This window comes from Desulfocucumis palustris (assembly GCF_002933875.1).
GTDB lineage: Bacteria > Bacillota > Desulfotomaculia > Desulfotomaculales > Desulfocucumaceae > Desulfocucumis > Desulfocucumis palustris.
Window position 1 is genome coordinate 39,435 of the sequence record NZ_BFAV01000157.1, and the last position, 19,683, is coordinate 59,117.

A 19,683-nucleotide genomic window follows, 5' to 3' on the forward strand; every position below is an offset into this window, starting at 1 on the left:
GGCCATGAAGAATAACGTCTTAATGCAGCTTGAGAAAATAAGCAAAACCTATATTATGGGTGAGGTCACCGTGGAGGCCCTAAAGGAGACCTCCCTGGATATTTTCCAGGGGGAACTTCTGGTTATACTGGGCCCCAGCGGATCGGGCAAAAGCACTATGTTGAATATAATGGGAGGCATGGACACAACCTCCTCCGGACGGGTAATATTCGGGGACGAGGATTTGAGCAGAGCCGGCGACTCCCAGCTTACCCGCTACAGGCGCAACGAAGTAGGTTTTGTATTCCAGTTCTACAACCTTATCGCGGATCTAACCGCCAGGGAAAATGTGGAACTGGCCGCCAACCTGGTGGAGAACCCCCTTTCCACGGAAGAAGTTTTAATGGAGGTGGGGCTGGAATCCCGGATGGACCATTTTCCCTCCCAGCTTAGCGGTGGTGAGCAGCAAAGGGTTTCCATCGCCAGGGCGGCGGTTAAAAACCCCCGGCTGCTGCTTTGCGACGAGCCCACCGGGGCGCTGGACTATCAAACAGGAAAATTAATTCTGGGCCTGCTGGCTAAAATTAACAGGGAGCGCGGCAGTACCGTGGTAATAGTGACCCACAACACCTCCATCGGGGAAATGGCCAACCGGGTAGTGCGTATGAGAAGCGGTGAAATAACGGAAATCATCGAGAACGAAACCACTGTCTCCCCTGAAAGGATTGAGTGGTAATGAAAGCGCTGAATAAAAAGCTGTGGCGCACCATCAAAAGCACCAAGGGCCAGTTCCTGGCGGTGGCCGCGGTGGTGGCGGTGGGCATATCGGTTTACATAGCCATGTCGACAGCCTACCTCAACCTGGAACGTTCCAAGGAGCAGCTTTACCGGAATTATAATTTTGCCGATTACTATTTTCATGTTATCAAGGCTCCGGAACAGGTCACCAGGCAGATAGAGGAATTGCCCGGGGTTACCGCGGCCACCGGAAGGATTCAAAAGGACGTCCCCATTTTAAAGGAGGATGTGCAAAGGGCAACCGCCAGGATAATCAGCTATCCCCTCCCCCTGGAAGGGGAAGTCAACCGGTTTAAACTTTTAAGCGGGAGAATATTCCAGGAATACCCCCCGGGCGGCGGCATAGAAATACTGGCTGAACCCCAGTACGCCGCGGCCAATAATCTGACCTTCAACGACAAAATAAACATCGTGGCGGAGGAGAGGGAAGTCCCCCTGACCCTGGCGGGAACGGCCATCAGCCCTGAATTTATTTATCCCATAAAGGACGCCGCCTCCTTGCTCCCGGACCCCAGGTCCTTTGCCATCATATTGATGCCCCAGAGCCAGGCCCAGCAGATACTGAATTTAACCGGGCAAATAAACCAGGTGGCGGTCAAACTGGCTCCGGGGGCGGATCAGGAAAAAATAGCCGATCAAATAGAGAGCATTCTTGAACCCTACGGCAATTTGGCCAGCTATCCCCGCAAGCAGCAGATCAGCAACGCTATGCTGCAGGGTGAACTGGACAGTCTGCAGGCCAGTTCCAAATTTCTTCCGGCCATATTTTTAGGTATCGCGGTGGCCATACAATTCGTCATGCTGGGCAGAATGATAAAAGCCCAGCGCATGCAGATAGGGGTCATGAAGGCCCTGGGTTACAACAATCTTCAGATCATGCTGCACTATACCGGGTACGCCCAGGTGGTGGCATTATCCGGGGCGCTGCTGGGCTCGCTGCTGGGCCTGCTGCTGGCTTCGGCCATTTCCCAGGCCTACGCCCAATATTTCAACCTGCCGGAAACCATAGGAGGGGTAAACGCCAGGGCTATTTTTCTTGGCTTCGCCTTAAGTATCGGGGTCGGCACCCTGGCCGGGCTGTTCGCCGCCAGGACCGTAACAGTTATAAATCCCGCGGAATCCATGAGGCCCGAACCCCCAAAAGGGTTTGGCAAAATATTTATAGAGAACTGGACGTGGTTATGGCGTAAACTGAGCCCCACCTGGAAGATGAGCATAAGAAGCGCCGTACGCAACAAAATCAGATTCGGCGTAAGCCTGCTGGGAGTGACCTTTGCCGTGGGAATGCTGGTGGTGGCCGTGTTCTCCAATGATTCAGTCGACTATATGATTGACAGGCATTATTTCCAGGAACAGCATTACGACCTGCTGGTGCGCTTTTCAGCACCGGTAAAGGATGGTGAACTGCTTAACATTTACCGGCTGGAGGGAGTTCTCAAGGGGGAACCCGTATTTGAAATACCCGCCAGGATTACCTACCACGGCCGTACCGAAGAAAACCTGCTCACCGGGGTTCCTCCGGATTTGACTCTCAAAAAAATCAGCGGACAGCGGGAGGAAACCCTTATCCCCGGTGATGAGGGGCTTCTAATCAGCCAGCGGACGGCCCGGAAGCTGGGTGTAAAACCGGGAGACACCGTGACGGTGGAAACCCTGCTGGGAATCGGGCCGTCCCGCCGGGCCCAAATTATGGTGACGGGCATAAACAGCCAGATGATTGGGGAAAGCTCCTACCTTTCCATTAATCTTGCCAACCGGATACTACAGGAGAGAAGGCTGGCCTCCGGGGTAATGCTCAGTATACAGCCGGGCACGGAGAAAAGCATCGAAGGCCGATTGAACGACATGACCGAAATCGCTTCCATCAGCAGCCGTCAAAAGGAGCTTGACAATTTCAACAAAAATCTTGAGAGCATGATTTACTCCATATCCATAATGATATTTTTCGCTCTGGTGCTTGGTTTTGCAATAGTTTACAACTCCTCCATAATCAGCTTTGCCGAGCGGAAAAGGGAACTGGCCTCCCTGAGGGTGGTGGGCTTCAGCTCAGCTGAAGTGTCCGGGCTGCTGCTGGAAGAAACATTGCTTCAAACAGTTGCCGGCGTGGCCCTGGGCCTTCCCTTCGGGCTGTTTATGGCCAAGAGTTATGTCCAGGCGATAAGCACCGATTTGTTCACCATGCCGGTGGTGGTTTATCCCCTTACCTATTTCCTTTCCGCCCTGGGAGGCACCTTATTTATCATAACCGCACATTTACTGGCTTCCAGGGGAGTTAAAAAACTGGATCTGGTAGATGTTTTGAAGAACAGGGATTAACGGAGGTCTATCATGAAACGCAAAAAATTGTTTTTCCTGGGAGCGGCTATAGCGGCATTGGCGGCAATCTCCGTCATATTAATTAAAACAGGCGGCACGGAGGTGGAAACCGTAACCCTGGCCAAAGGGGAAATAAACCGCCGGGTAACCGACACGGGTTACGTTCAGCCGGTTAAAAGCTACGATTTGTACGCGGTCCAGAGCGGCAGGGTCACAAAGGTGCCGGTACAAAACGGTGCAAGGGTCAAAAAAGGTCAAATCATAGCGGTTCTGGAAAATAAAGATCTGGATCTGCAGATAAGTGATATGCAGTCACAGCTCTCCCAGGCCAATTCCACAACAGGAGGGGCCAAAGCCGCCATGGGGCGCACCGAGCTGGATTTAACCGAGGCCAGGGATGATCTGGCCAGGATAACGGAGCTGTTCCGGAAAGAAGCAGTCAGCCGGGTGGAATACGACAAGGCCGGACTCCGGGTGCAATCGCTCCTGGAAACATTAAATGAACAAAAATCAGCGTATGACAGCGCCCTGTCCAGGGAAGCCGGCCTGGAGAAATCCCTGGGGGAATTGCAGGCCAAAGCCGGGCAGCTTTCCGTCAAGAGCCCGGTGGACGGAATAATACTGAACCTGCCGGCCCAGGAAGAACTGTATGTCAGCCCCGGAAGCCTGCTGGCCACGGTTGCCGGACAGGAACACCTGGAAATAAAGGCGGACATACTCAGCGACGATCTGGCCGAAGTGAAAATTGGGCAGGATGTTGATGTTACGGCCCCTGTTCTGGGGCAGCAAACCGTCAGGGGCAAGGTGACCCGGATATATCCCCGGGCGGAAGAAAAACAGTCGACCCTGGGAGTTATCCAGCGCAGGGTTCCGGTAATTATTTCCCTGGAGGACCCCGCCGTCCTTAAGCCGGGCTACGAGGTGACGGTGGCCATAAACACCTTGAGCCGCCGGGATATTCTGGTGGTGCCCCGCCAGTCGGTGCTGGTTAAAAATGACGGCAGCAAAGAAATTATGGTTGTGTCCGGTGACAGGGTGGAGTGGCGACGGATAAAAACCGGGTTGAGTGACAGCGAAAAAATGGAGGTTACGGAGGGAGTAAAAGCAGGTGAACAAATAATTCTGGATGGCAGCCTGGAATTAAAGGACAACGCCAGAGTCAAACCTCTTAAGAAAAAAGTCTCAGCAACATGATTATTTTTACCCATGTTAAACTTTTAAAAAAATGTTAGGATTGTATTAAATTAAATAAAAAAGGTGGTGGTTGCCGTGGTGACACTTCAGAGAAAAAGAATGGAAGACCACCTTTTCCATTGCGGGTACTCCCGGTTCAAGCTGCAGCGCATGGATACCAGAAGGCTGATCAGCTGTTACAACTGGGAGATGGAAAAACAGCGGCATAAAAAAGAGCAGGCCACCCAGCAGCAATTGGCAAAAATAAGGCAGGAATTCACAAAAATAAAAACCCCCATAAGATGCGCAAAAGCAATACAATCCAACAAAATAATCAAACCCTAAAAATAAATCCGCCTGTTAAGGCGGAATTTTATTTACATATTACTATTAATCACCGTACTCAAAATTAGTAACGGGAGTTCCTGCTGAAACAGTCCCGGCAGTATACCGGCCTGTCGCCTGTGGGACGGAAGGGAACCATGGTTTCCACGCCGCATTCCGCACATGTCACGGTGTACATTTCACGCCTGGGACGGCCTCCACCATTTCCGTTTCTCTGCCTGCGGGCGGCCCTGCACTGGGGACAGCGTCCGGGTTCGTTGGTGAAACCCTTTTCGGCAAAGAACTCCTGTTCTGACGCGGAAAAGATGAAGTCGGCGCCGCAATCGCGGCAGGTAAGGGTTTTGTCCTGATACATTGTTAACCTCCTCGAAAATATTGCCCAGTAGGTTTAAGGGTATTCACTTATCGTCTATCTCCCTTACCCACCGAGCAGTTGAGAAGGATAAATGAATAATACCAAAAACACGGGACCTAATAATATTTTAACCTTTCTTCGGAAAAATGTAAAACCTTTGGTGTAAAAATATTATTCAATCGGTTAATATATCTACTACCCCCTGGCGGAGATAGAATCTTTCTCCCGCCGGAAGCGCAGCCGCTGAAGCAGATAACCGCAGGCCAGAATAGCTATTCCCAGAACATCCGTATGTCCAGCCGGGTCTATCATCAACAGCCCTCCTGCAAGAAAAATCAATCTGTCTATCCAACCTGCCCTGGTAATAAGAAATCCGGCCACGGCTGCTCCAACGCCAATCATACCTATAACGGCGGTAATCATCATGCGTAGCATTTCCGGAAGAGTTGTGTCAATCATTAAAAGCGATGGTGACAGTACGAAAATATAAGGTACGAGGAAAGCAGCAACAGCGAGTTTAGCCGCATTGACACCGGTTATCATAGGATTGCCCCGGGCAATGCCGGAGCCGGCATAGGCTGCCAGAGCCACCGGTGGAGTAACATCGGCAACAATTCCGAAATAAAAGGCAAACATGTGGGCTGCCATCACCGGAACTCCCAGTTGTATAATGGCCGGGGCCGCAATGGTGGAGGTAATGACGTAATTAGCCGTGGTCGGCACCCCCATACCCAACACTATGGAAGATATCATGGTAAAGAAAAGAGTGGGCAGCAAAAAGCCGTGAGCCATGTCTATCATGGCCGAGGCCAGTTTGAGTCCCAGTCCCGTCTTGGTCACGACCCCAATAATTATACCGGCTGTGCCACATGCAATAATTACCCCCAGGGCGCTGCGGGCGCCGTATTCCAAACCTTTCACCACGTCACGGGCGGAAATCCGGGTTGCGCGGCGCAGCAAGGACGCGCAAATGGCCAGGGCGATAGCCCAAAGGGCCGCCCTCATCGGGGTATAACCGGAAACCAGCAGATATACAATTGCTATTAAAGGAACCGCCAGGTGCCCTCGCTCCACAATGAGCCTGCCAATCCTGGGCAGTTGTTCCCGGGGTATTCCTTTAAGGCCGTTTTTCCTGGCCTCCAGGTGCACCCCTATCCAAATGCCGGTAAAGTACAGCAACGCAGGAATAATGGCGGCCTTGACCACGCTGACGTAGGATACCCCGATAAACTCAGCCATTAAAAAAGCAGCGGCGCCCATAATGGGAGGCATTAACTGGCCCCCGGTGGAAGCGGCGGCTTCCACCGCCCCGGCAAATTCAGGTTTATAACCCAGGCTTTTCATCATGGGTATGGTAAAGCTTCCCGTACCAGCCACGTTGGCTACTGAACTACCGGATATGGTCCCCATCAGCCCGCTGGACAGCACCGCAACCTTGGCCGGACCACCGCTTGCCCATCCGGCCACCGCATTGGCCAGGTCGATGAAAAATTTTCCCAGACCGGTTTTCTCCAGGTAAGCCCCGAAAAGTATAAATAAAAATATAAAAGTAGCTGAAACCCCCAGGGGAATTCCAAAAACACCCTCGGTGGTAAAGAAAAGGTGACCTACCAGCTGATCCGGTTTAACTCCCTGGTGGGCCATGATGCCCGGAACGTAAGGTCCGGCAAAGGCATAGGCCAGAAAACAGATGGCCACAATGACAATAGGCCACCCCACCACCCTGCGGGCAGCCTCCAACAGCAGAACCACACCAATGGCTCCCACCACAAAGTCCGAAACGGTTACGGTACCCGCCCTCATAACAAGCTCCTGATAGAAAAGCACTATGTACATGGGAGTTGCCGCCGCCAGCAGCGCCAGAAAAACGTCAAACCAGTGCAGCCTGTCACGGGGCCATTTCCGTCTGGTGGGATACAGAAGATAAACCAGGGCCAGGGCAAAGGACAGGTGAATAGAACGTTGAATGTGCGCGTCCAGCACCCCGAATATGGCCGTATACAGCTGGAAAATGGAAAAGCTTATGGCCAGCGCCGCCACAACCCGGGCGCCAATGCCCGGCAGGCGCCTGTGGTCCGACTCCCGGTCATATTTAGCCATAAACTCATTTATGTTAACGGTATCATCCGTCCTTTTCACATTCTGATCATTCAAAAAAATACCCCTTTCTGCCTCTGATTGATTGACTAATAATATCCACGGCTGAAAGCCTGCGGACTTTGATGTTAACCAGGGCTCCGGAAGCAAAATAATCATTGTAATAATACATCCTGCCCCTGTATATCAAAGCCTGCCGGGCCAGGGGCACGGCCCTAATATTTACCTCCCTGAAACGGCGGTTAATTCCTGTTAAAATAAACTTTCCGCCATCTTCTGTCAGCTTCCCGTCCCCGGCCAGAAAGGGCAGTCCCACCCCCAGGGAATCATACACCGTGGAGTTAAGAGCCAGCCGGTCACCGCTGTCAAGGGAATAGTACTCCCATACAGGAGTCTTCTGCACCGAATGAACATAATACAACGAAAAACCTTTATCCACGGCCAGTGAAAATTGTAAAACAGTTTTACCGTTAAGGTCCGCCACCACCAGGTAAGGCATTTTGAAAAAAAGAATAATGGCAATGGTCACAATTAACGACGTAATTATGACATGAGATAATCCGCACTTGTCAATTCTGTTCATAGTTGCCGGACCCCGTTATAGGGTCCGGCCACCTCCCGATCAATAGGCTTTACTCTTTAAAGAATTTTTCCGCACCCGGGTGCAGGGGAATGGACATGCCTTCCTGGGCAGTTTCCTTGGTGATATTTTTGCCCACCGCATGAGCAGCCTCCAGGCTATCGAGATTTGAGTATATCGCCTTAACCACGTCATAAGCCATCTGCTCATCCATTTTGTCGGTTATCGCCAGCATGGAGCGAACGGTCACCGCCGTCACTTCCTTATCCTGGTTGGGATATGTATTGGCGGGAATGACTACCTTGGTGTAGAAAGGATATTTGGCGATAAGTTTGTCCGCTGAATCCGCCGGCACAGGAAGCAGAACAACCTTGTGCTGAGCCGCTATATCCTGGATTGCCGCTGTGGGAAATCCGGCTGTGACAAAAGCCGCGTCAACATTTCCGTCCTTCAGATTATTGGCGGCTTCCGCAAAGGACAGGTACTGAGGCTTAATATCGTTGTAAGTTATGCCATAGGACTCCAGAATCTGGCGGGCATTCGCCTCTGTGCCGCTTCCGGCCGCGCCCACGGCTACGCGCTTCCCTTTAAGTCCGTCAATATCTGTAATACCGGTCTTATCCAGGGTGACGATTTGAATGCATTCATTATATAAAGTGGCCAGTCCCTTTAAACCATCAACCTTTTTATCCTTGAACATTTCCTGGCCGTTGGCAGCGTAAAAAGCTATATCGTTCTGCACAAAGGCAATTTGGACGCTGCCGTCTTTTAGCATATTAATGTTGGCCACGGATGCCCCGGTGCTCTGTGCCGTGGCGTTCACTCCCGCAACATTTTTGTTCAGAATCTCGGCAATTGCGCCGCCCAGGGGATAATAAACCCCGGCGGTGCCGCCTGTGGCAATGTTGACAAATTTTTTCTCCGCCGGCTGTTTTTCTTCTGCTTTCTTATCTTCAGCCGGTTTTGAGCCGCAGCCGGCAACCAGTGCCGCCAGCAGCAAGAGCGCCAATATAATAGAAAATCCACGTTTATAATATTTAAACATTTACAACCCCCCGTTTATTCTCCTGTCGAAACCGCATACGAACTTTCAAACACACTTATACTAAAAGTCAACGGTAACTTCATTTAAATTAACGCCCTATGCCAGGTCATCCCTCCCCTATTTGAAATTTTAGACCTTTGCAGCGGGTCGAATCACCAATTAAACCCGGGAAAGCTCCCCGGTCTAATTATCAGCTTTTTTTCTGGAGAGAGAAATAAATTCCCGGCGAATCCGTTCCGTTAGGGGTCCCGGCCGGCCATCCGATACCTGCTTCCCGTCCACAGTTACCACCGGCGCTATCTCAACAACCGAGCCGGTAAAAAACACCTCGTCCGCGGCCAGCAAATCTGTTAGTTTGAAGGGTTCAACCCTGGCCGGCAGCCCCATGGATTCAGCCAGTTCAAGCACGTACTGCCTGGTTATTCCGGCCAGTATTCTATTGTCAGCCGGGTGTGTCATCAGAACACCGTTTTTAACGATAAATATGTTGCTGGCCCCGCATTCGGTAACCGTTCCGTCCGGCAGGACAAACACAGCTTCCGCCGCCCCCGCTTTACGGGCCCTGTGCTTGGCCAGCACAGCCCCCTGCAGGGAAATAGATTTAACATTGCACATCTGCCAGCGGAACTCCTGCTGGGTGATAACCTTAACTCCCTGACTGTATATTGATGGGGACATTTCCGGCACGTTTCTTACCGTAACCAGCAGTCCCGGCTTAATATCAGGATCAAACAGATGGTTTCTGGGAGCGATTCCCCTGGTCACCTGCATATAAACCATGGCTTCCCCAATACCACTTCCACATAAAACATCCCGGGCAATGCCTGCAAGTTGGCGCCTATCCCACGGCAAATCAATTTCCACTGCCGCGGCGCTGGCTTCCAGACGCTTTAAATGATCTTCCAAAGCAAACATTACTCCGTCATAAACCCTTATTACCTCGTATACCCCATCGCCGAAATTATAGCCCCTGTCGTTTACTGAAATTAAGGCTTCCTCAAAGGGGCCTACCCAGCCGTTAAGATACACCAGTTCTCCCAATGCCGCACCTTCCCTCTAAAAGTTTATATGATTATATTTCTTACTGCCCGTCCTTTTCCCTGCTTTTTTAAGGGATATTCCTTCTTGAAATTGTTATGCCGATATCAAATTATGTATTGCCGGCAATTCATTAAAGTGGTAATATGTGCACAAGTAAACTATTTGAGTATTTTTAGTTTACCGAATTAGTCAGTCAGTTTTAAGTTTGGGGAGGCGCGAAAAATGAGAAAAAAAATTGCCGCAGCACTTATAGTTTCTTTAATTGCCGCAGGCGCTTACTGGGGGTACCGGGAATACAGTCCCGGCTGTCCGGACTCCCTGGAGGCTTCCGGTACCATTGAGGCCGAGCAGATAGAATTATGCGCCAAATTGGCCGGGACGCTCCAAAACATATCCATTGCCAGCGGAGATGCGGTCAAAAAGAATCAGCTGGTAGCCACAGTGCAGCGCAACGACCTTATCGCCCAAAGGGAAAGGGATGCCCTGGGAGTCACCAAAGCCGAAGCGTCCCTGGCCGACCTCACTTCCGGAGCCAGGGAGCAGGAAATTAAGGACGCTGAAATAGGTGTCAGCACCGCCCTCACCAATTATGAAAAAGCGGAGACAGACTTAGCAAGAATCTCCGAATTATACTCCCAGGAAGCGGTTTCCCAGGCCGACTACGAAAAAACCGAAGTTACATATAAACAGCAGAAAAACCTCCTGGACTCCGCGGAATCCAAATTAAGCCTGTTAAGATCCGGAAACAGGCCGGAGCAGATCAGGGCGGCCAGGGCGGAACTGGAGCGCAGCCGGGCGGTGCTGAAGGCCTCCCAGGCGCTGCTGGAGGACACCAAAATCATAAGTCCCATTGACGGAACTGTACTGAGCAAAAATATTGACGCAGGTGAATTTGTTCAGGCCGGTGCGCCGGTGGCAACCCTGGTGGATTTAAACGATATGTGGATCAAGGTTTACATCTCCACCGATGATTTGCCCGGCGTAAAACTGGGACAGCAGGTCACCTTCACGGTAAACGGCTCCACCAGGGAGTTCAAGGGCGTGATAGAGGAAATAGCCAGCCAGGGGGAATTCACACCCAAGACCATTCAAACCAAAAAGGAACGAACCAACATAGTGTTCGCCGTAAAAATAAGGATTGATGATCAAAATGGCACCCTTAAACCGGGAATGCCGGCCGATGTGGTACTGTCCCGGAGGTGATTAAATGATTACGACAGAGGGACTGACCAAATCATTTGGCGCCGTAACTGCTGTGGAGGAAATCTCCATAAAGGTAGCCCGGGGAGAGATATACGGATTGGTGGGCCCAGACGGGGCGGGCAAAACAACACTGATCAGAATGATCTGCGGCATTATGACCCCAACCCGGGGAAGGGTGGCCATAGGTCACGGGGAACAACAGCGGAAAAACACCATTTTCGGCTATATGCCCCAAAAATTCAGCCTCTATGGGGATCTTACGGTGATGGAGAATATAGAATTTTTCGGGTCATTGTATAAACTTGACGGTAAAACCATCCGGCGCAGGGCGGACGAAATACTGGAAATAACCGGCCTTATCGATTTTAAAGGCCGCTTCGCGGACAATCTGTCCGGTGGCATGAAGCAAAAACTGGCTCTCACCTGCGCCCTGATCTCCCAGCCGGAAATGCTGCTGCTGGATGAGCCCACCTTCGGGGTTGACCCGGAATCCCGCAAAGAATTCTGGAGAATACTTTACCGGCTGAACGACGGGGGAATGACGGTGATTGTTTCAACCCCTTACATGGACGAAGCGGAACTTTGCCACAGGATAGCCTTTATGGACCGCGGGAAGGTGGTTGCCGTGGACACCCCGGTCAATCTTAAAAACCATTTTCCCTATAAAATATTGGAAATAAAGGCCGGCCATGAAGATTTGGACTTCCTCAACAGCCTGGAGGAGGTTGTGGAGGCGGGATTTTACGGAGACAAATACCACGTGGTGGTGGAAGACCCGGAAAGCGCCCGCAGGGCCATCGCCGGGGCAATGGCGGAAAAAGGCTTCAATATTGAGCAAATTAATGAAATTCCGCCCTCAATGGAGGATATATTTGTCTCCCTCACGGAAAAAGAGGTGGCATGATGGAATACGTGGTTACAACCAGGGAACTTACCAGAAAATTCGGCTCCTTCACCGCGGTAAACAATTTGAGCATCAGCATACGGAGCGGTGAAATATTCGGGTTTCTTGGCCCCAACGGCTCAGGGAAATCCACCACCATAAGAATGCTCTGCGGCATACTTGAGCCCACCTCCGGGGAAGGCAGCGTGCTGGGCTACGATATTTCCCGGGAGCCGGAAAAGATTAAACAAAAAATAGGTTACATGTCGCAAAAATTCAGCCTTTACGACGACCTGACGGTGCAGGAAAACCTGGAGTTTTACGCCGGGCTATACAGCATACCCTACTCCCAAAGAAAAAAAAGGATTGAGGAAATGCTCCGCATGGCTTATCTGACAGGCAGGGAAAATATGCTTGCCGCCCACTTAAGCGGCGGCTGGAAGCAGCGGCTGGCCCTGGGCTGCGCCATAATATCCAGACCCTCCATACTTTTCCTGGATGAGCCCACCAGCGGCATCAGTCCCACCAGCAGGCGCATGTTTTTTAAAATAATACAGGAGCTGGCAGCCGGTGGAACCACCATTATGGTAACCACCCATTTTATGGATGAAGCAGAAAGATGCCGCAATATAGCCTTTATTTCAAACGGCACACTTATCGCCAATGATACCCCGGACAGCCTTAAAAACAATGTAATTAAAGGCTGCCTGGTGGAATTGGAGGTAACCGGGGCCATGGAAAAGATATCCCATATTGAAAAGCTGCCCTGGGTGAAGGAATGTTCCATCCACGGGCCCCTGCTGCACGTGCTGCTGGAGTCGGAAGCGCACATCCCGGAGCTTGAACGCCATACCGGCGGCAAAAGCAAAAAAATAACTCCCTCACTGGAAGATGTTTTTGTCTCCCTGGCCAGGCAAAACAGAAGGCAGGTGTCATGAATGAGCAGAATACTGGCGGTTTTGAAAAAGGAATTTTTGCAAATGAAAAGAGACAGGCTCACCCTGGGAATGATTTTCATGCTGCCCCTGGTGCAACTCCTGCTTTTCGGCTTTGCCATCCAGACCGAGGTAAAACACATTCCCACGGTGGTTTTTGACCAGTCCCTGACCTGGTCCAGCAGGGATATGCTGGACGCTTTCAGCGCCTCGGGCTATTTTGACGTTACCTGCGCGGCTAAAAGCTATGAAGAGGTAACTGAAATGATCGACAGCGGAAAGGTTAAGGCCGGAATTATTTTTCCGCCGGATTTTGAGGAAAAAATAAAAAGGGGCGACACGGCGCCGCTTCAGGTGCTGGTGGACGCCAGCGACAGCATGGTATCCTCCTCGGCAATCGCCACGGCCAATTCCATAGGGCTTTTAAAATCCCAGAAAATTATAGCCCAAAAAGCCAACATACAAAATATGCCCTATGATATCAGGGTGCGCCCCTGGTACAACCCCGACGGCATCACCGCATACTACATGGTGCCCGCCATATTGGGTATAATTGTTACAATGACCATGGTAATGATGACTTCCATGGCCATCGTGCGGGAAAGGGAAAGGGGAACCCTGGAGCAGCTTATCGTAACCCCGGTGAGACCCTTCGAGCTGATGATCGGAAAAATTATCCCTTACATCGCCCTTGGCTACCTTCAAATCACTGTTGCCCTGCTGGTGGGAGCCATTATATTCAAGGTGCCGGTCCGGGGAAGCCTGCTTGAATTGTACCTGCTCACCCTGTTTTTCATTACGGCCTCCCTGGGACTGGGCATACTGATTTCAAACATTGCCAAAAACCAGATGCAGGCCTTTCAGATGTCCTTTTTCGTGCTGCTGCCCAGCATACTGCTTTCAGGATTTATGTTCCCCAGGGAAGCCATGCCGGTGATTATCCAGTACATCGGCAATCTTATCCCCCTTACCTACTACCTTACCATAATAAGGGGCATTGTTTTGAAGGGCATCGGATTCGGCTACCTGCTCCCCCAGGTAACCTCGCTGCTAATTTTTTCCGTGCTGCTGCTGGCTTTAAGCATTGCCAAATTCAAAAAGAAAATAGCTTAGGGGCGCAAATATTAAATGCTCAAAACAAGTAGGGCCGGCAGGGGAAGCCGGACAGCGCCAGGCGTACTGACAACTCAGAGGCCGGGGGACAATCTTAAATGCCGGACTAAAGTTTTAGCAACGGCCTCTAAGAAAGATGGTGTGGCTATGGATTACAGGCAAAGAATTATTTCCGCTCTCAGGGAACTGGCAATGTTCCGGGGGTTTTCCGGTGTAACCGTGGATGAATTGGCCTCTCACACAGGGATAAGCAAAAGAACAATATACCGCTATTTCAAAAGCAAAGATGAAATAATAGAGTCGGTTTTTGCAGAATTTATGAACGATATCCGGCAGATGATGTTAAAGGCCATGAACAGCTCCCACAATCCTGTGGAGAAAATAATAAACGTTGTCATGGGGATAGCCCAAAACGTAAAAATAGTGCAGCCCCCCATGCTTTACGACCTGCAAAGGCATTACCCCCACTTGTGGGAGAGGCTGGAGGAGTTTCGCACCAACAATATACAGCATATTTTTGAAAGCATAATAATGAAAAACCGCAACTATTTTAACAAAAACATCAATCCCAAAATATTCACCACCGCCCTTCTGGCCGGAATAAGGGCGGTGGCCACTCCCTCTTTTATAATTGAAAACAACCTTACCCCCGAGGAAACCGTACGCTCGCTTTTTTCAATTTACCTGTACGGCTTACTGGAGGAAAGGGATAATATCCCGGATATAAATAAAATGCCGCTATTAACAGATCCGGCGGCATTTAAATAATAATCCTTACTTGTCTCCTTCCTGGGGAACTATGCAAATGAAAACCAGGTCTTCATCCCCGGTGCAGATGAACTGGTGCCCGGCCCCCGAAGGGACATAGGCCACAGAACCCTCAGTCAGGGCGTGTTCATCACCTTCCAGATATAAAATTCCCTTCCCGCTCAACACGTAATTGATATGGGGCCAGGGGTGGGCATGGCGCGGGGTGTTGCCCTTATCTTTCAGAGTGAACAGGCGCATAACCCATCCTTCCCAGCCTTCCCCGGGGCCTATCAGAGTCTTTTTGAAGGCGTTCACCACCCCCGGGGCCTTTATTTCCAATTCATTGATATTCCTCACATTTCCCACAAACATTTTTACAAACCCCCTTTTCGTTCCTGATAACGGACGCAAACAAATATTGGGAAAGCACATTATAAGTTCTTCGTTTCAGGCCCAAAAACCTCCCCTTACCGGAGCCCTTTCTATAAATCCCGGAGCGTCGGCATATAATAACAATACTCTTCAGGGAGGTGCCCGTATATTGGCCGGCAATAAAAAATTAACTTTGAAGAAAATAGGTATGGGAGCGCTGACGGCTCTGGGCGGGGCTTACCTTGCCAGAATGGCCTTCGGCTACCTGGCAAAAGGAATCACCTATCCCCTTATCACGGACAAATTCGAAGAGAACCTGTGGGAGCTGGCAACCTCCGTACAGAGGATCAATATTAACAAACTAATAGAAACGGAACTCCGGGCGGAAACCAAAAGCTTTATAGAAAGACCCATCGGCGGCCCCAAAAAGTTTAAATACCTTGACAAAATAATGTTTAACATCGCCCAACTGGAAACACTGCCCGCCCCCAGGGAGACCAATATCGACACCGGCGTGGTAATAGGCCCCCTGGCCAGAAAACCTCTCAAACTTAAAATACCCATCCTGGTGGCAGGCATGTCCTACGGCCTTGCCCTCACCGAGGCCTATAAAATAGCCTTTGCCAGGGGAGCCAGCGCCGCCGGCACGGCCACCAACACCGGGCTGGGCCCCTGGCTGGAGTCGGAAAGAAAAGCCGCCAGGCATCTGATACTGCAGTATTCCAGAATAGACTGGAACAAGGACGAAAGGATAATAAAACAAAGCGACGCCATGGAAATTCAGTTCGGTCAGGGAGCCAACGCGGGAGCCGGCAAAACCCTGAAGGCGGAGCAAATCAACGGAACCTTAAGAAAAAGAATGGGATTGCAAAAAGGCCAGGACGCGGTAATCCACAACAGAATTGAAGGCATCGGCTCCGGGAAGGATCTGGCCAGCCTTATAAACTACCTGAAGGAAATCACCGGAGGCGTGCCGGTGGGGGTAAAAATGGGCGCGGGAAAATATCTGGAGGAAGACCTGAAAATCGCGGTGGAGGCCGGGGCCGACTTTGTCAGTGTTGATGGAGCCGAAGGCGGGACCCACGGCTCTCTGCCCATTCTTGAAGACGACTTCGGGGTTCCGGCAATGATAGCCGCCTCCCGGGCGGCAAAGTTCTGGGAGGACAACGGGCTGAAAGGAAAAGTCAGTTTGCTGGTGGGAGGCCAGTTGGTAACCCCGGGGGATTGCCTGAAAATGATAGCCCTGGGCGCCGACGCGGTATATATGGGAACGGCAATATTAATAGCCGCCACCCACAATCAGGTGTTAAAAACCATTCCCTTCGAGCCGCCCACCCAAATTGCCTATGAACATGGTAAATACAGCGGCAAATTCGACATTGCAAAGGGCGCTGATAGCCTTTATAACTTTCTTCACTCCACAGTTTACGAAATGGAGGAGGCGGTTAAGTCACTGGGCAAAACTGCCATACGGGATGTTTCCAAGGAAGACATTTTTGCCATTGACAGGGACGTTGCCGAAATAGCCGGAATTGAACTGGGATTTCATGCCCCGGCAAACAAGCATCAAAAAAGAAATGCCTTTATAATCGCCACCCCCAGCAGGACCAGGGAAATGTAAAGGAAGCCCTTAATATGCCTGGCCACGGAAAGAATCAAAAGGAAAAGGGCAAACAGTCCCCAGGCCAGGGATACCCACATATTCATTTGAAATGGGAGCCCAAAATAATTTATGACCAGCAGCACTTCCCTTCTTATCACAACCATGGCCAGGGCTGTGCCAATCACAGCGGCGGGCCAGACAATGACCCTCTCCCTGCGGAGTAACCCGGGGTGATGATAATACATGTGGGCGATCGCAAAAAAACCTGTAACCGCCAGGGCTGAGGCAAAAAAATAATAATTGAGCAAGGGGGCAACAGGCTCCTTAAAAAGCGGCGGATTAGCAAAACAGACCGCTGAAAACACACCTAAGGCAACCACTCCCGCCGTCCGGAGCCAGTACCTGCCGGCGGCTACCCCAACGCATATCATAACAGCGGCCAAAGCCGGCAAAACTGCCGCAAGCCACCCATTTATGTGCAGCGACAAAAACACGGCGGCCGGCTCCGCGCCGGCCGCCATTGAGGCAAATGCACACATGTCTCCCACTCCAATTCACGGATATTAAAGGTTTATTGTTTTCTCCAGATAGAGCACTTCAAAGGGAAGGGTATTAAAAACTTTAACCTCAACCGGCCTATAGCCAAGACTCCGGTAATATTCCATGAGCCGCCGGAATTGCGCCACAATGGAAATTTCAACCCGGTTGGCGCCGCATTCCAGGAGTCTCCTTTCGGCATAATCCAGCAAGAGCGCGCCATACCCTTTTCCCCTGAATTCCGGCAGAACCGCCAGCCTTTTTATATAACCTTTGGCTGGCGCATTATCGTCCATTTTATAGCTGACGGTTCCCACAGGCTTTTCCAATAGATAGCCCAGCACCACCCGTTCGCCCCGTTTGATGCGGCGGCTGACTTTCCCGGGGGTTTCGAAGGCGACAAAATTGGGATACTCTTTCTCAGTTATGCCAAGTATTTTGGCCTGTTGAGAAAAGGATTCCATAATTAATTCCGATATTATTTCCGAAAAATCAGCACCGGCCTGCTCCAACCTCAACATGTTATACCCCCTACCCCGGGGTCAGGCTCTTAACTTATTAACTTATGCATTGATGGGATATCTGCTCCTAATTTAAATATAACAGAAGGTGTCTTGCTTTGGCCAGCCCTATGAGGATAAAATATCCGGCGGCCATATACCAATACAGCGGGAACTTATTACGGGGTCAGGCTCTTAACTTATTAACTTATACATTGATAGTGTAAACGCCTTCTATATAAAATATAATAGAAGGCGTTTTGCTTTGGCCAGGCGTAAGAGGATAGAAATCCGGCAGCCATGCACAATGTAATACAGCGGGGAAACAACTGGGAGAATGTGTTTGCTGAGCCTGAAAAGCTGGGTTATTTTATTGAACTTTTACGTAAATCTGTGGCAATAGATGACATTTGCAAAATCGACATGGGAGCAGGGGTATTCACTAAGTGAGATAGCCGGCTACATAGGAGTTTCACCTGTGGCAGTATTCAAATAAATAAGCGAGAACGGAAAGAGTAAGTTAATAAGTTAAGAGCCTGACCCCACTATTTGTTCTACCGCTTACAGTTGATGCCTGAGCACCGACTTGGCTGCGTTTTGCAGTTCGTCCAGCTGCAGGCCAGCACCCATATCCGACAACTTGTAGTAAACTCCATTATACTCCCATGCCAGTGAATGTATGGTTTTAATCTCGGTCGGCTTCTGGGTGGGATCATTTGTCCTAACGCCATTCTTCTCAATAATGGGATATACAGGAAGAGGCCTTTCACAATAGTACAATATTTTATTTTCAACCTGCACTTCTTTCCTTTTGTCCCCAATTTCCCTGGCATACTGCAGTGAGTAGTTTTGATCGCTAATACTCAAAACAAGTCTGGATTTTTCTTTCTGGTAAAACTTAGAAACTTCTTTTTTATCCGATCCGTCTGTCTGGCTAATAGCAGTATCAGCCAACTTATATCCGCCTTCCAGGGTCTGCGGAGCCTTAAAATCAAACCCCACTTCCTTTGCCAGCTCTTCATCATTTAAAACAGTGGTATCGGCTTTAGTATATGAACGCTCCACTTTTTCGACCGGGACCTGTACCGGTTCGTATTTGCCGTTCTCTCCTTTTACCACTATATACACCATGGAAGCAACTTTGTCGATTCCCTCCTGCGCCAGCACCCTGACAGGCTGGATAAAGATACATAACATAACAGCTGCCGCTGCAATGCCGCAAACCAGAGCGGCGTGCTTTTTAATCCTGAACTTCAGATCATATAAATAATCATATATTCTTTTCATCATATCTTTTCTCCCTTCCTTTTCAGTGCTTATTTGGCATTTGATTTTTTCCAGGCAATCCGGGTCTGCCTCAAGTGTTTCAACTCCTTGCAGCAGAGCCGCTTTTATGGATTTTTCAAGCTGCGCCTGTTTATTCATGTGCCACACACTCCTTTTTCAAAGGTCCGGACGTCATTTTGTCAGCACAATCGCCGGGCCTTTTTTTCAATTCTCTGGCCAGCTTTTTTCTACCGTTAAGCAGCCTGGTTTTTACGGTCCCCTGGAAACAATTCATTACCTGGGATATCTCTTTTACAGACATATCGTTGTAATAATAGAGGATCATCGTAGTCCTCAGGGGAACGCTCAGATTATTAATCGCCTGGCGAATTACCCGGCTGTTCTGGCTTGCTTCCACAGCCTCAAGTACATCCTGCTGGTCCGGCAGGCGTTCCAAGGCACTATCATCAAGGCTTTCATGTATTGTTTTCCTTTCCCTGGAAGCCATGCGCCAGCTTATCCTCACCAGTATCCGGTTAAACCAAACCTGAAACGCTTCCGGAGTGCGCAACTTTTTTATATCACGGTAGCATTCAAAGAATGCCTCCTGAATGATATCCTCGGCAATGCTTTTATTGCCAACCAATAAATAGGCTGTCCGCAGGGCTTTTGTCGCACATGCTTGATACAATGCATCAAAAGCGCCTTTCTCTCCCTGTTGACATCGCTTAATCAAATCAATATCGACCAATTTATTAAACTCCTTCCATAAGGTGCACCCTACATTATATA

The 19,683-nt window shown here is 50.1% G+C and carries 20 protein-coding genes; 10 read left to right on the forward strand and 10 right to left on the reverse strand.

All coding sequences use genetic code 11. From position 1 onward, the window contains the following. Nucleotides 1-4: 4 nt before the first annotated feature. The 4 genes from DCCM_RS14970 to DCCM_RS14985 all read left to right on the forward strand — a co-directional run bounded on the left by DCCM_RS14970 (nucleotide 5) and on the right by DCCM_RS14985 (nucleotide 4,611). Complete coding sequence (locus DCCM_RS14970) at nucleotides 5-715, forward strand: ABC transporter ATP-binding protein (RefSeq protein ID WP_104373194.1); 711 nt, start codon at nucleotides 5-7, stop codon at nucleotides 713-715. After that, nucleotides 715-3,093 (forward strand): ABC transporter permease, encoded by a 2,379-nt coding sequence (locus DCCM_RS14975; RefSeq protein WP_104373195.1) that lies wholly within the window; start codon nucleotides 715-717, stop codon nucleotides 3,091-3,093. Before DCCM_RS14970 ends, DCCM_RS14975 begins: the two co-directional genes overlap by 1 nt. 12 nt (nucleotides 3,094-3,105) lie before the next feature. Continuing rightward, entirely contained in the window at nucleotides 3,106-4,287 is a 1,182-nt protein-coding gene (locus DCCM_RS14980) for an efflux RND transporter periplasmic adaptor subunit (RefSeq protein WP_104373196.1), read from the forward strand. A 75-nt stretch (nucleotides 4,288-4,362) separates the two neighbouring features. Beyond that, nucleotides 4,363-4,611 (forward strand): hypothetical protein, encoded by a 249-nt coding sequence (locus tag DCCM_RS14985; protein WP_104373197.1) that lies wholly within the window; start codon nucleotides 4,363-4,365, stop codon nucleotides 4,609-4,611. A 64-nt stretch (nucleotides 4,612-4,675) separates the two neighbouring features. On the opposite strand, the gene DCCM_RS14990 is transcribed toward DCCM_RS14985, so the two are convergent. The 5 genes from DCCM_RS14990 to dat form a co-directional block, all read right to left on the reverse strand. Next, nucleotides 4,676-4,966 (reverse strand): zinc-ribbon domain containing protein, encoded by a 291-nt coding sequence (locus tag DCCM_RS14990; protein WP_104373198.1) that lies wholly within the window; start codon nucleotides 4,964-4,966, stop codon nucleotides 4,676-4,678. 195 nt (nucleotides 4,967-5,161) lie between these two features. Further along, complete coding sequence (locus tag DCCM_RS14995; protein ID WP_231702790.1) at nucleotides 5,162-7,120, reverse strand: TRAP transporter permease; 1,959 nt, start codon at nucleotides 7,118-7,120, stop codon at nucleotides 5,162-5,164. After that, nucleotides 7,113-7,646 carry a DUF1850 domain-containing protein gene (locus tag DCCM_RS15000; RefSeq protein ID WP_104373200.1) on the reverse strand — a complete coding sequence of 178 codons (534 nt, stop codon included), beginning with the start codon at nucleotides 7,644-7,646 and terminating at the stop codon, nucleotides 7,113-7,115. The genes DCCM_RS14995 and DCCM_RS15000 overlap by 8 nt, the downstream gene beginning before the upstream one ends. Nucleotides 7,647-7,695: 49 nt before the next feature. Next, nucleotides 7,696-8,688: a TAXI family TRAP transporter solute-binding subunit gene (locus tag DCCM_RS15005; RefSeq protein WP_104373201.1), complete on the reverse strand. Its 993-nt coding sequence runs from the start codon at nucleotides 8,686-8,688 to the stop codon at nucleotides 7,696-7,698. 183 nt (nucleotides 8,689-8,871) lie between these two features. Then, complete coding sequence (gene dat / locus DCCM_RS15010; protein ID WP_104373202.1) at nucleotides 8,872-9,729, reverse strand: D-amino-acid transaminase; 858 nt, start codon at nucleotides 9,727-9,729, stop codon at nucleotides 8,872-8,874. Nucleotides 9,730-9,951: 222 nt separating this feature from the next. Here dat and DCCM_RS15015 point away from each other — a divergent pair, with 222 nt between their 5' ends. The 5 genes from DCCM_RS15015 to DCCM_RS15035 all read left to right on the forward strand — a co-directional run bounded on the left by DCCM_RS15015 (nucleotide 9,952) and on the right by DCCM_RS15035 (nucleotide 14,631). Beyond that, nucleotides 9,952-10,932, forward strand: coding sequence for an HlyD family secretion protein (locus tag DCCM_RS15015; RefSeq protein WP_104373203.1), 981 nt, complete (start codon nucleotides 9,952-9,954; stop codon nucleotides 10,930-10,932). A 4-nt stretch (nucleotides 10,933-10,936) separates the two neighbouring features. Beyond that, the gene (locus DCCM_RS15020) at nucleotides 10,937-11,836 is read left to right on the forward strand and encodes an ABC transporter ATP-binding protein (protein ID WP_104373204.1); all 900 of its coding nucleotides are present in this window, start codon (nucleotides 10,937-10,939) and stop codon (nucleotides 11,834-11,836) included. After that, nucleotides 11,836-12,753 carry an ABC transporter ATP-binding protein gene (locus tag DCCM_RS15025; protein ID WP_104373205.1) on the forward strand — a complete coding sequence of 306 codons (918 nt, stop codon included), beginning with the start codon at nucleotides 11,836-11,838 and terminating at the stop codon, nucleotides 12,751-12,753. The genes DCCM_RS15020 and DCCM_RS15025 overlap by 1 nt, the downstream gene beginning before the upstream one ends. Next, nucleotides 12,754-13,863, forward strand: coding sequence for an ABC transporter permease (locus DCCM_RS15030; RefSeq protein ID WP_104373206.1), 1,110 nt, complete (start codon nucleotides 12,754-12,756; stop codon nucleotides 13,861-13,863). A gap of 147 nt (nucleotides 13,864-14,010) precedes the next feature. Then, nucleotides 14,011-14,631, forward strand: coding sequence for a TetR/AcrR family transcriptional regulator (locus tag DCCM_RS15035; RefSeq protein WP_165792189.1), 621 nt, complete (start codon nucleotides 14,011-14,013; stop codon nucleotides 14,629-14,631). 6 nt (nucleotides 14,632-14,637) lie between these two features. On the opposite strand, the gene DCCM_RS15040 is transcribed toward DCCM_RS15035, so the two are convergent. After that, on the reverse strand, nucleotides 14,638-14,985 hold the full coding sequence (locus tag DCCM_RS15040) for a cupin domain-containing protein (protein WP_104373208.1): 348 nt from the start codon (nucleotides 14,983-14,985) through the stop codon (nucleotides 14,638-14,640). A 169-nt stretch (nucleotides 14,986-15,154) separates the two neighbouring features. Here DCCM_RS15040 and DCCM_RS15045 point away from each other — a divergent pair, with 169 nt between their 5' ends. Then, the gene (locus DCCM_RS15045; protein ID WP_231702791.1) at nucleotides 15,155-16,606 is read left to right on the forward strand and encodes an FMN-binding glutamate synthase family protein; all 1,452 of its coding nucleotides are present in this window, start codon (nucleotides 15,155-15,157) and stop codon (nucleotides 16,604-16,606) included. Here DCCM_RS15045 and DCCM_RS15050 read toward each other — a convergent pair. From DCCM_RS15050 to DCCM_RS15065, 4 genes are all read right to left on the reverse strand, one after another. Further along, nucleotides 16,552-17,127, reverse strand: coding sequence for a DUF2339 domain-containing protein (locus tag DCCM_RS15050; protein ID WP_104373209.1), 576 nt, complete (start codon nucleotides 17,125-17,127; stop codon nucleotides 16,552-16,554). The two genes, DCCM_RS15045 and DCCM_RS15050, sit on opposite strands and share 55 nt — an antisense overlap. A 24-nt stretch (nucleotides 17,128-17,151) precedes the next feature. Then, the gene (locus DCCM_RS15055; RefSeq protein ID WP_104373210.1) at nucleotides 17,152-17,646 is read right to left on the reverse strand and encodes a GNAT family N-acetyltransferase; all 495 of its coding nucleotides are present in this window, start codon (nucleotides 17,644-17,646) and stop codon (nucleotides 17,152-17,154) included. Between the two features lie 540 nt (nucleotides 17,647-18,186). Continuing rightward, a complete protein-coding gene (locus DCCM_RS15060) occupies nucleotides 18,187-19,050 on the reverse strand; it encodes a hypothetical protein (protein ID WP_104373211.1) in 864 nt (287 codons plus the stop codon). Further along, nucleotides 19,043-19,642, reverse strand: coding sequence for an RNA polymerase sigma factor (locus tag DCCM_RS15065; protein WP_104373395.1), 600 nt, complete (start codon nucleotides 19,640-19,642; stop codon nucleotides 19,043-19,045). Before DCCM_RS15065 ends, DCCM_RS15060 begins: the two co-directional genes overlap by 8 nt. Nucleotides 19,643-19,683 lie beyond the last annotated feature (41 nt).

Bases quoted from the DNA above. Each gene is read 5' to 3' on its own strand.
- DCCM_RS15000 (WP_104373200.1), bottom strand. From the start codon at position 7,646: ATGAACAGAATTGACAAGTGCGGATTATCTCATGTCATAATTACGTCG.
- DCCM_RS15005 (WP_104373201.1), bottom strand. From the start codon at position 8,688: ATGTTTAAATATTATAAACGTGGATTTTCTATTATATTGGCGCTCTTG.
- DCCM_RS14970 (WP_104373194.1), top strand. From the start codon at position 5: ATGAAGAATAACGTCTTAATGCAGCTTGAGAAAATAAGCAAAACCTAT.
- DCCM_RS15040 (WP_104373208.1), bottom strand. From the start codon at position 14,985: ATGTTTGTGGGAAATGTGAGGAATATCAATGAATTGGAAATAAAGGCC.
- DCCM_RS15035 (WP_165792189.1), top strand. From the start codon at position 14,011: ATGGATTACAGGCAAAGAATTATTTCCGCTCTCAGGGAACTGGCAATG.
- DCCM_RS14975 (WP_104373195.1), top strand. From the start codon at position 715: ATGAAAGCGCTGAATAAAAAGCTGTGGCGCACCATCAAAAGCACCAAG.
- DCCM_RS15025 (WP_104373205.1), top strand. From the start codon at position 11,836: ATGGAATACGTGGTTACAACCAGGGAACTTACCAGAAAATTCGGCTCC.
- DCCM_RS15055 (WP_104373210.1), bottom strand. From the start codon at position 17,646: ATGTTGAGGTTGGAGCAGGCCGGTGCTGATTTTTCGGAAATAATATCG.
- DCCM_RS15030 (WP_104373206.1), top strand. From the start codon at position 12,754: ATGAGCAGAATACTGGCGGTTTTGAAAAAGGAATTTTTGCAAATGAAA.
- DCCM_RS14990 (WP_104373198.1), bottom strand. From the start codon at position 4,966: ATGTATCAGGACAAAACCCTTACCTGCCGCGATTGCGGCGCCGACTTC.
- DCCM_RS15020 (WP_104373204.1), top strand. From the start codon at position 10,937: ATGATTACGACAGAGGGACTGACCAAATCATTTGGCGCCGTAACTGCT.
- DCCM_RS15050 (WP_104373209.1), bottom strand. From the start codon at position 17,127: ATGTGTGCATTTGCCTCAATGGCGGCCGGCGCGGAGCCGGCCGCCGTG.
- DCCM_RS15015 (WP_104373203.1), top strand. From the start codon at position 9,952: ATGAGAAAAAAAATTGCCGCAGCACTTATAGTTTCTTTAATTGCCGCA.
- DCCM_RS15060 (WP_104373211.1), bottom strand. From the start codon at position 19,050: ATGAATAAACAGGCGCAGCTTGAAAAATCCATAAAAGCGGCTCTGCTG.
- DCCM_RS14980 (WP_104373196.1), top strand. From the start codon at position 3,106: ATGAAACGCAAAAAATTGTTTTTCCTGGGAGCGGCTATAGCGGCATTG.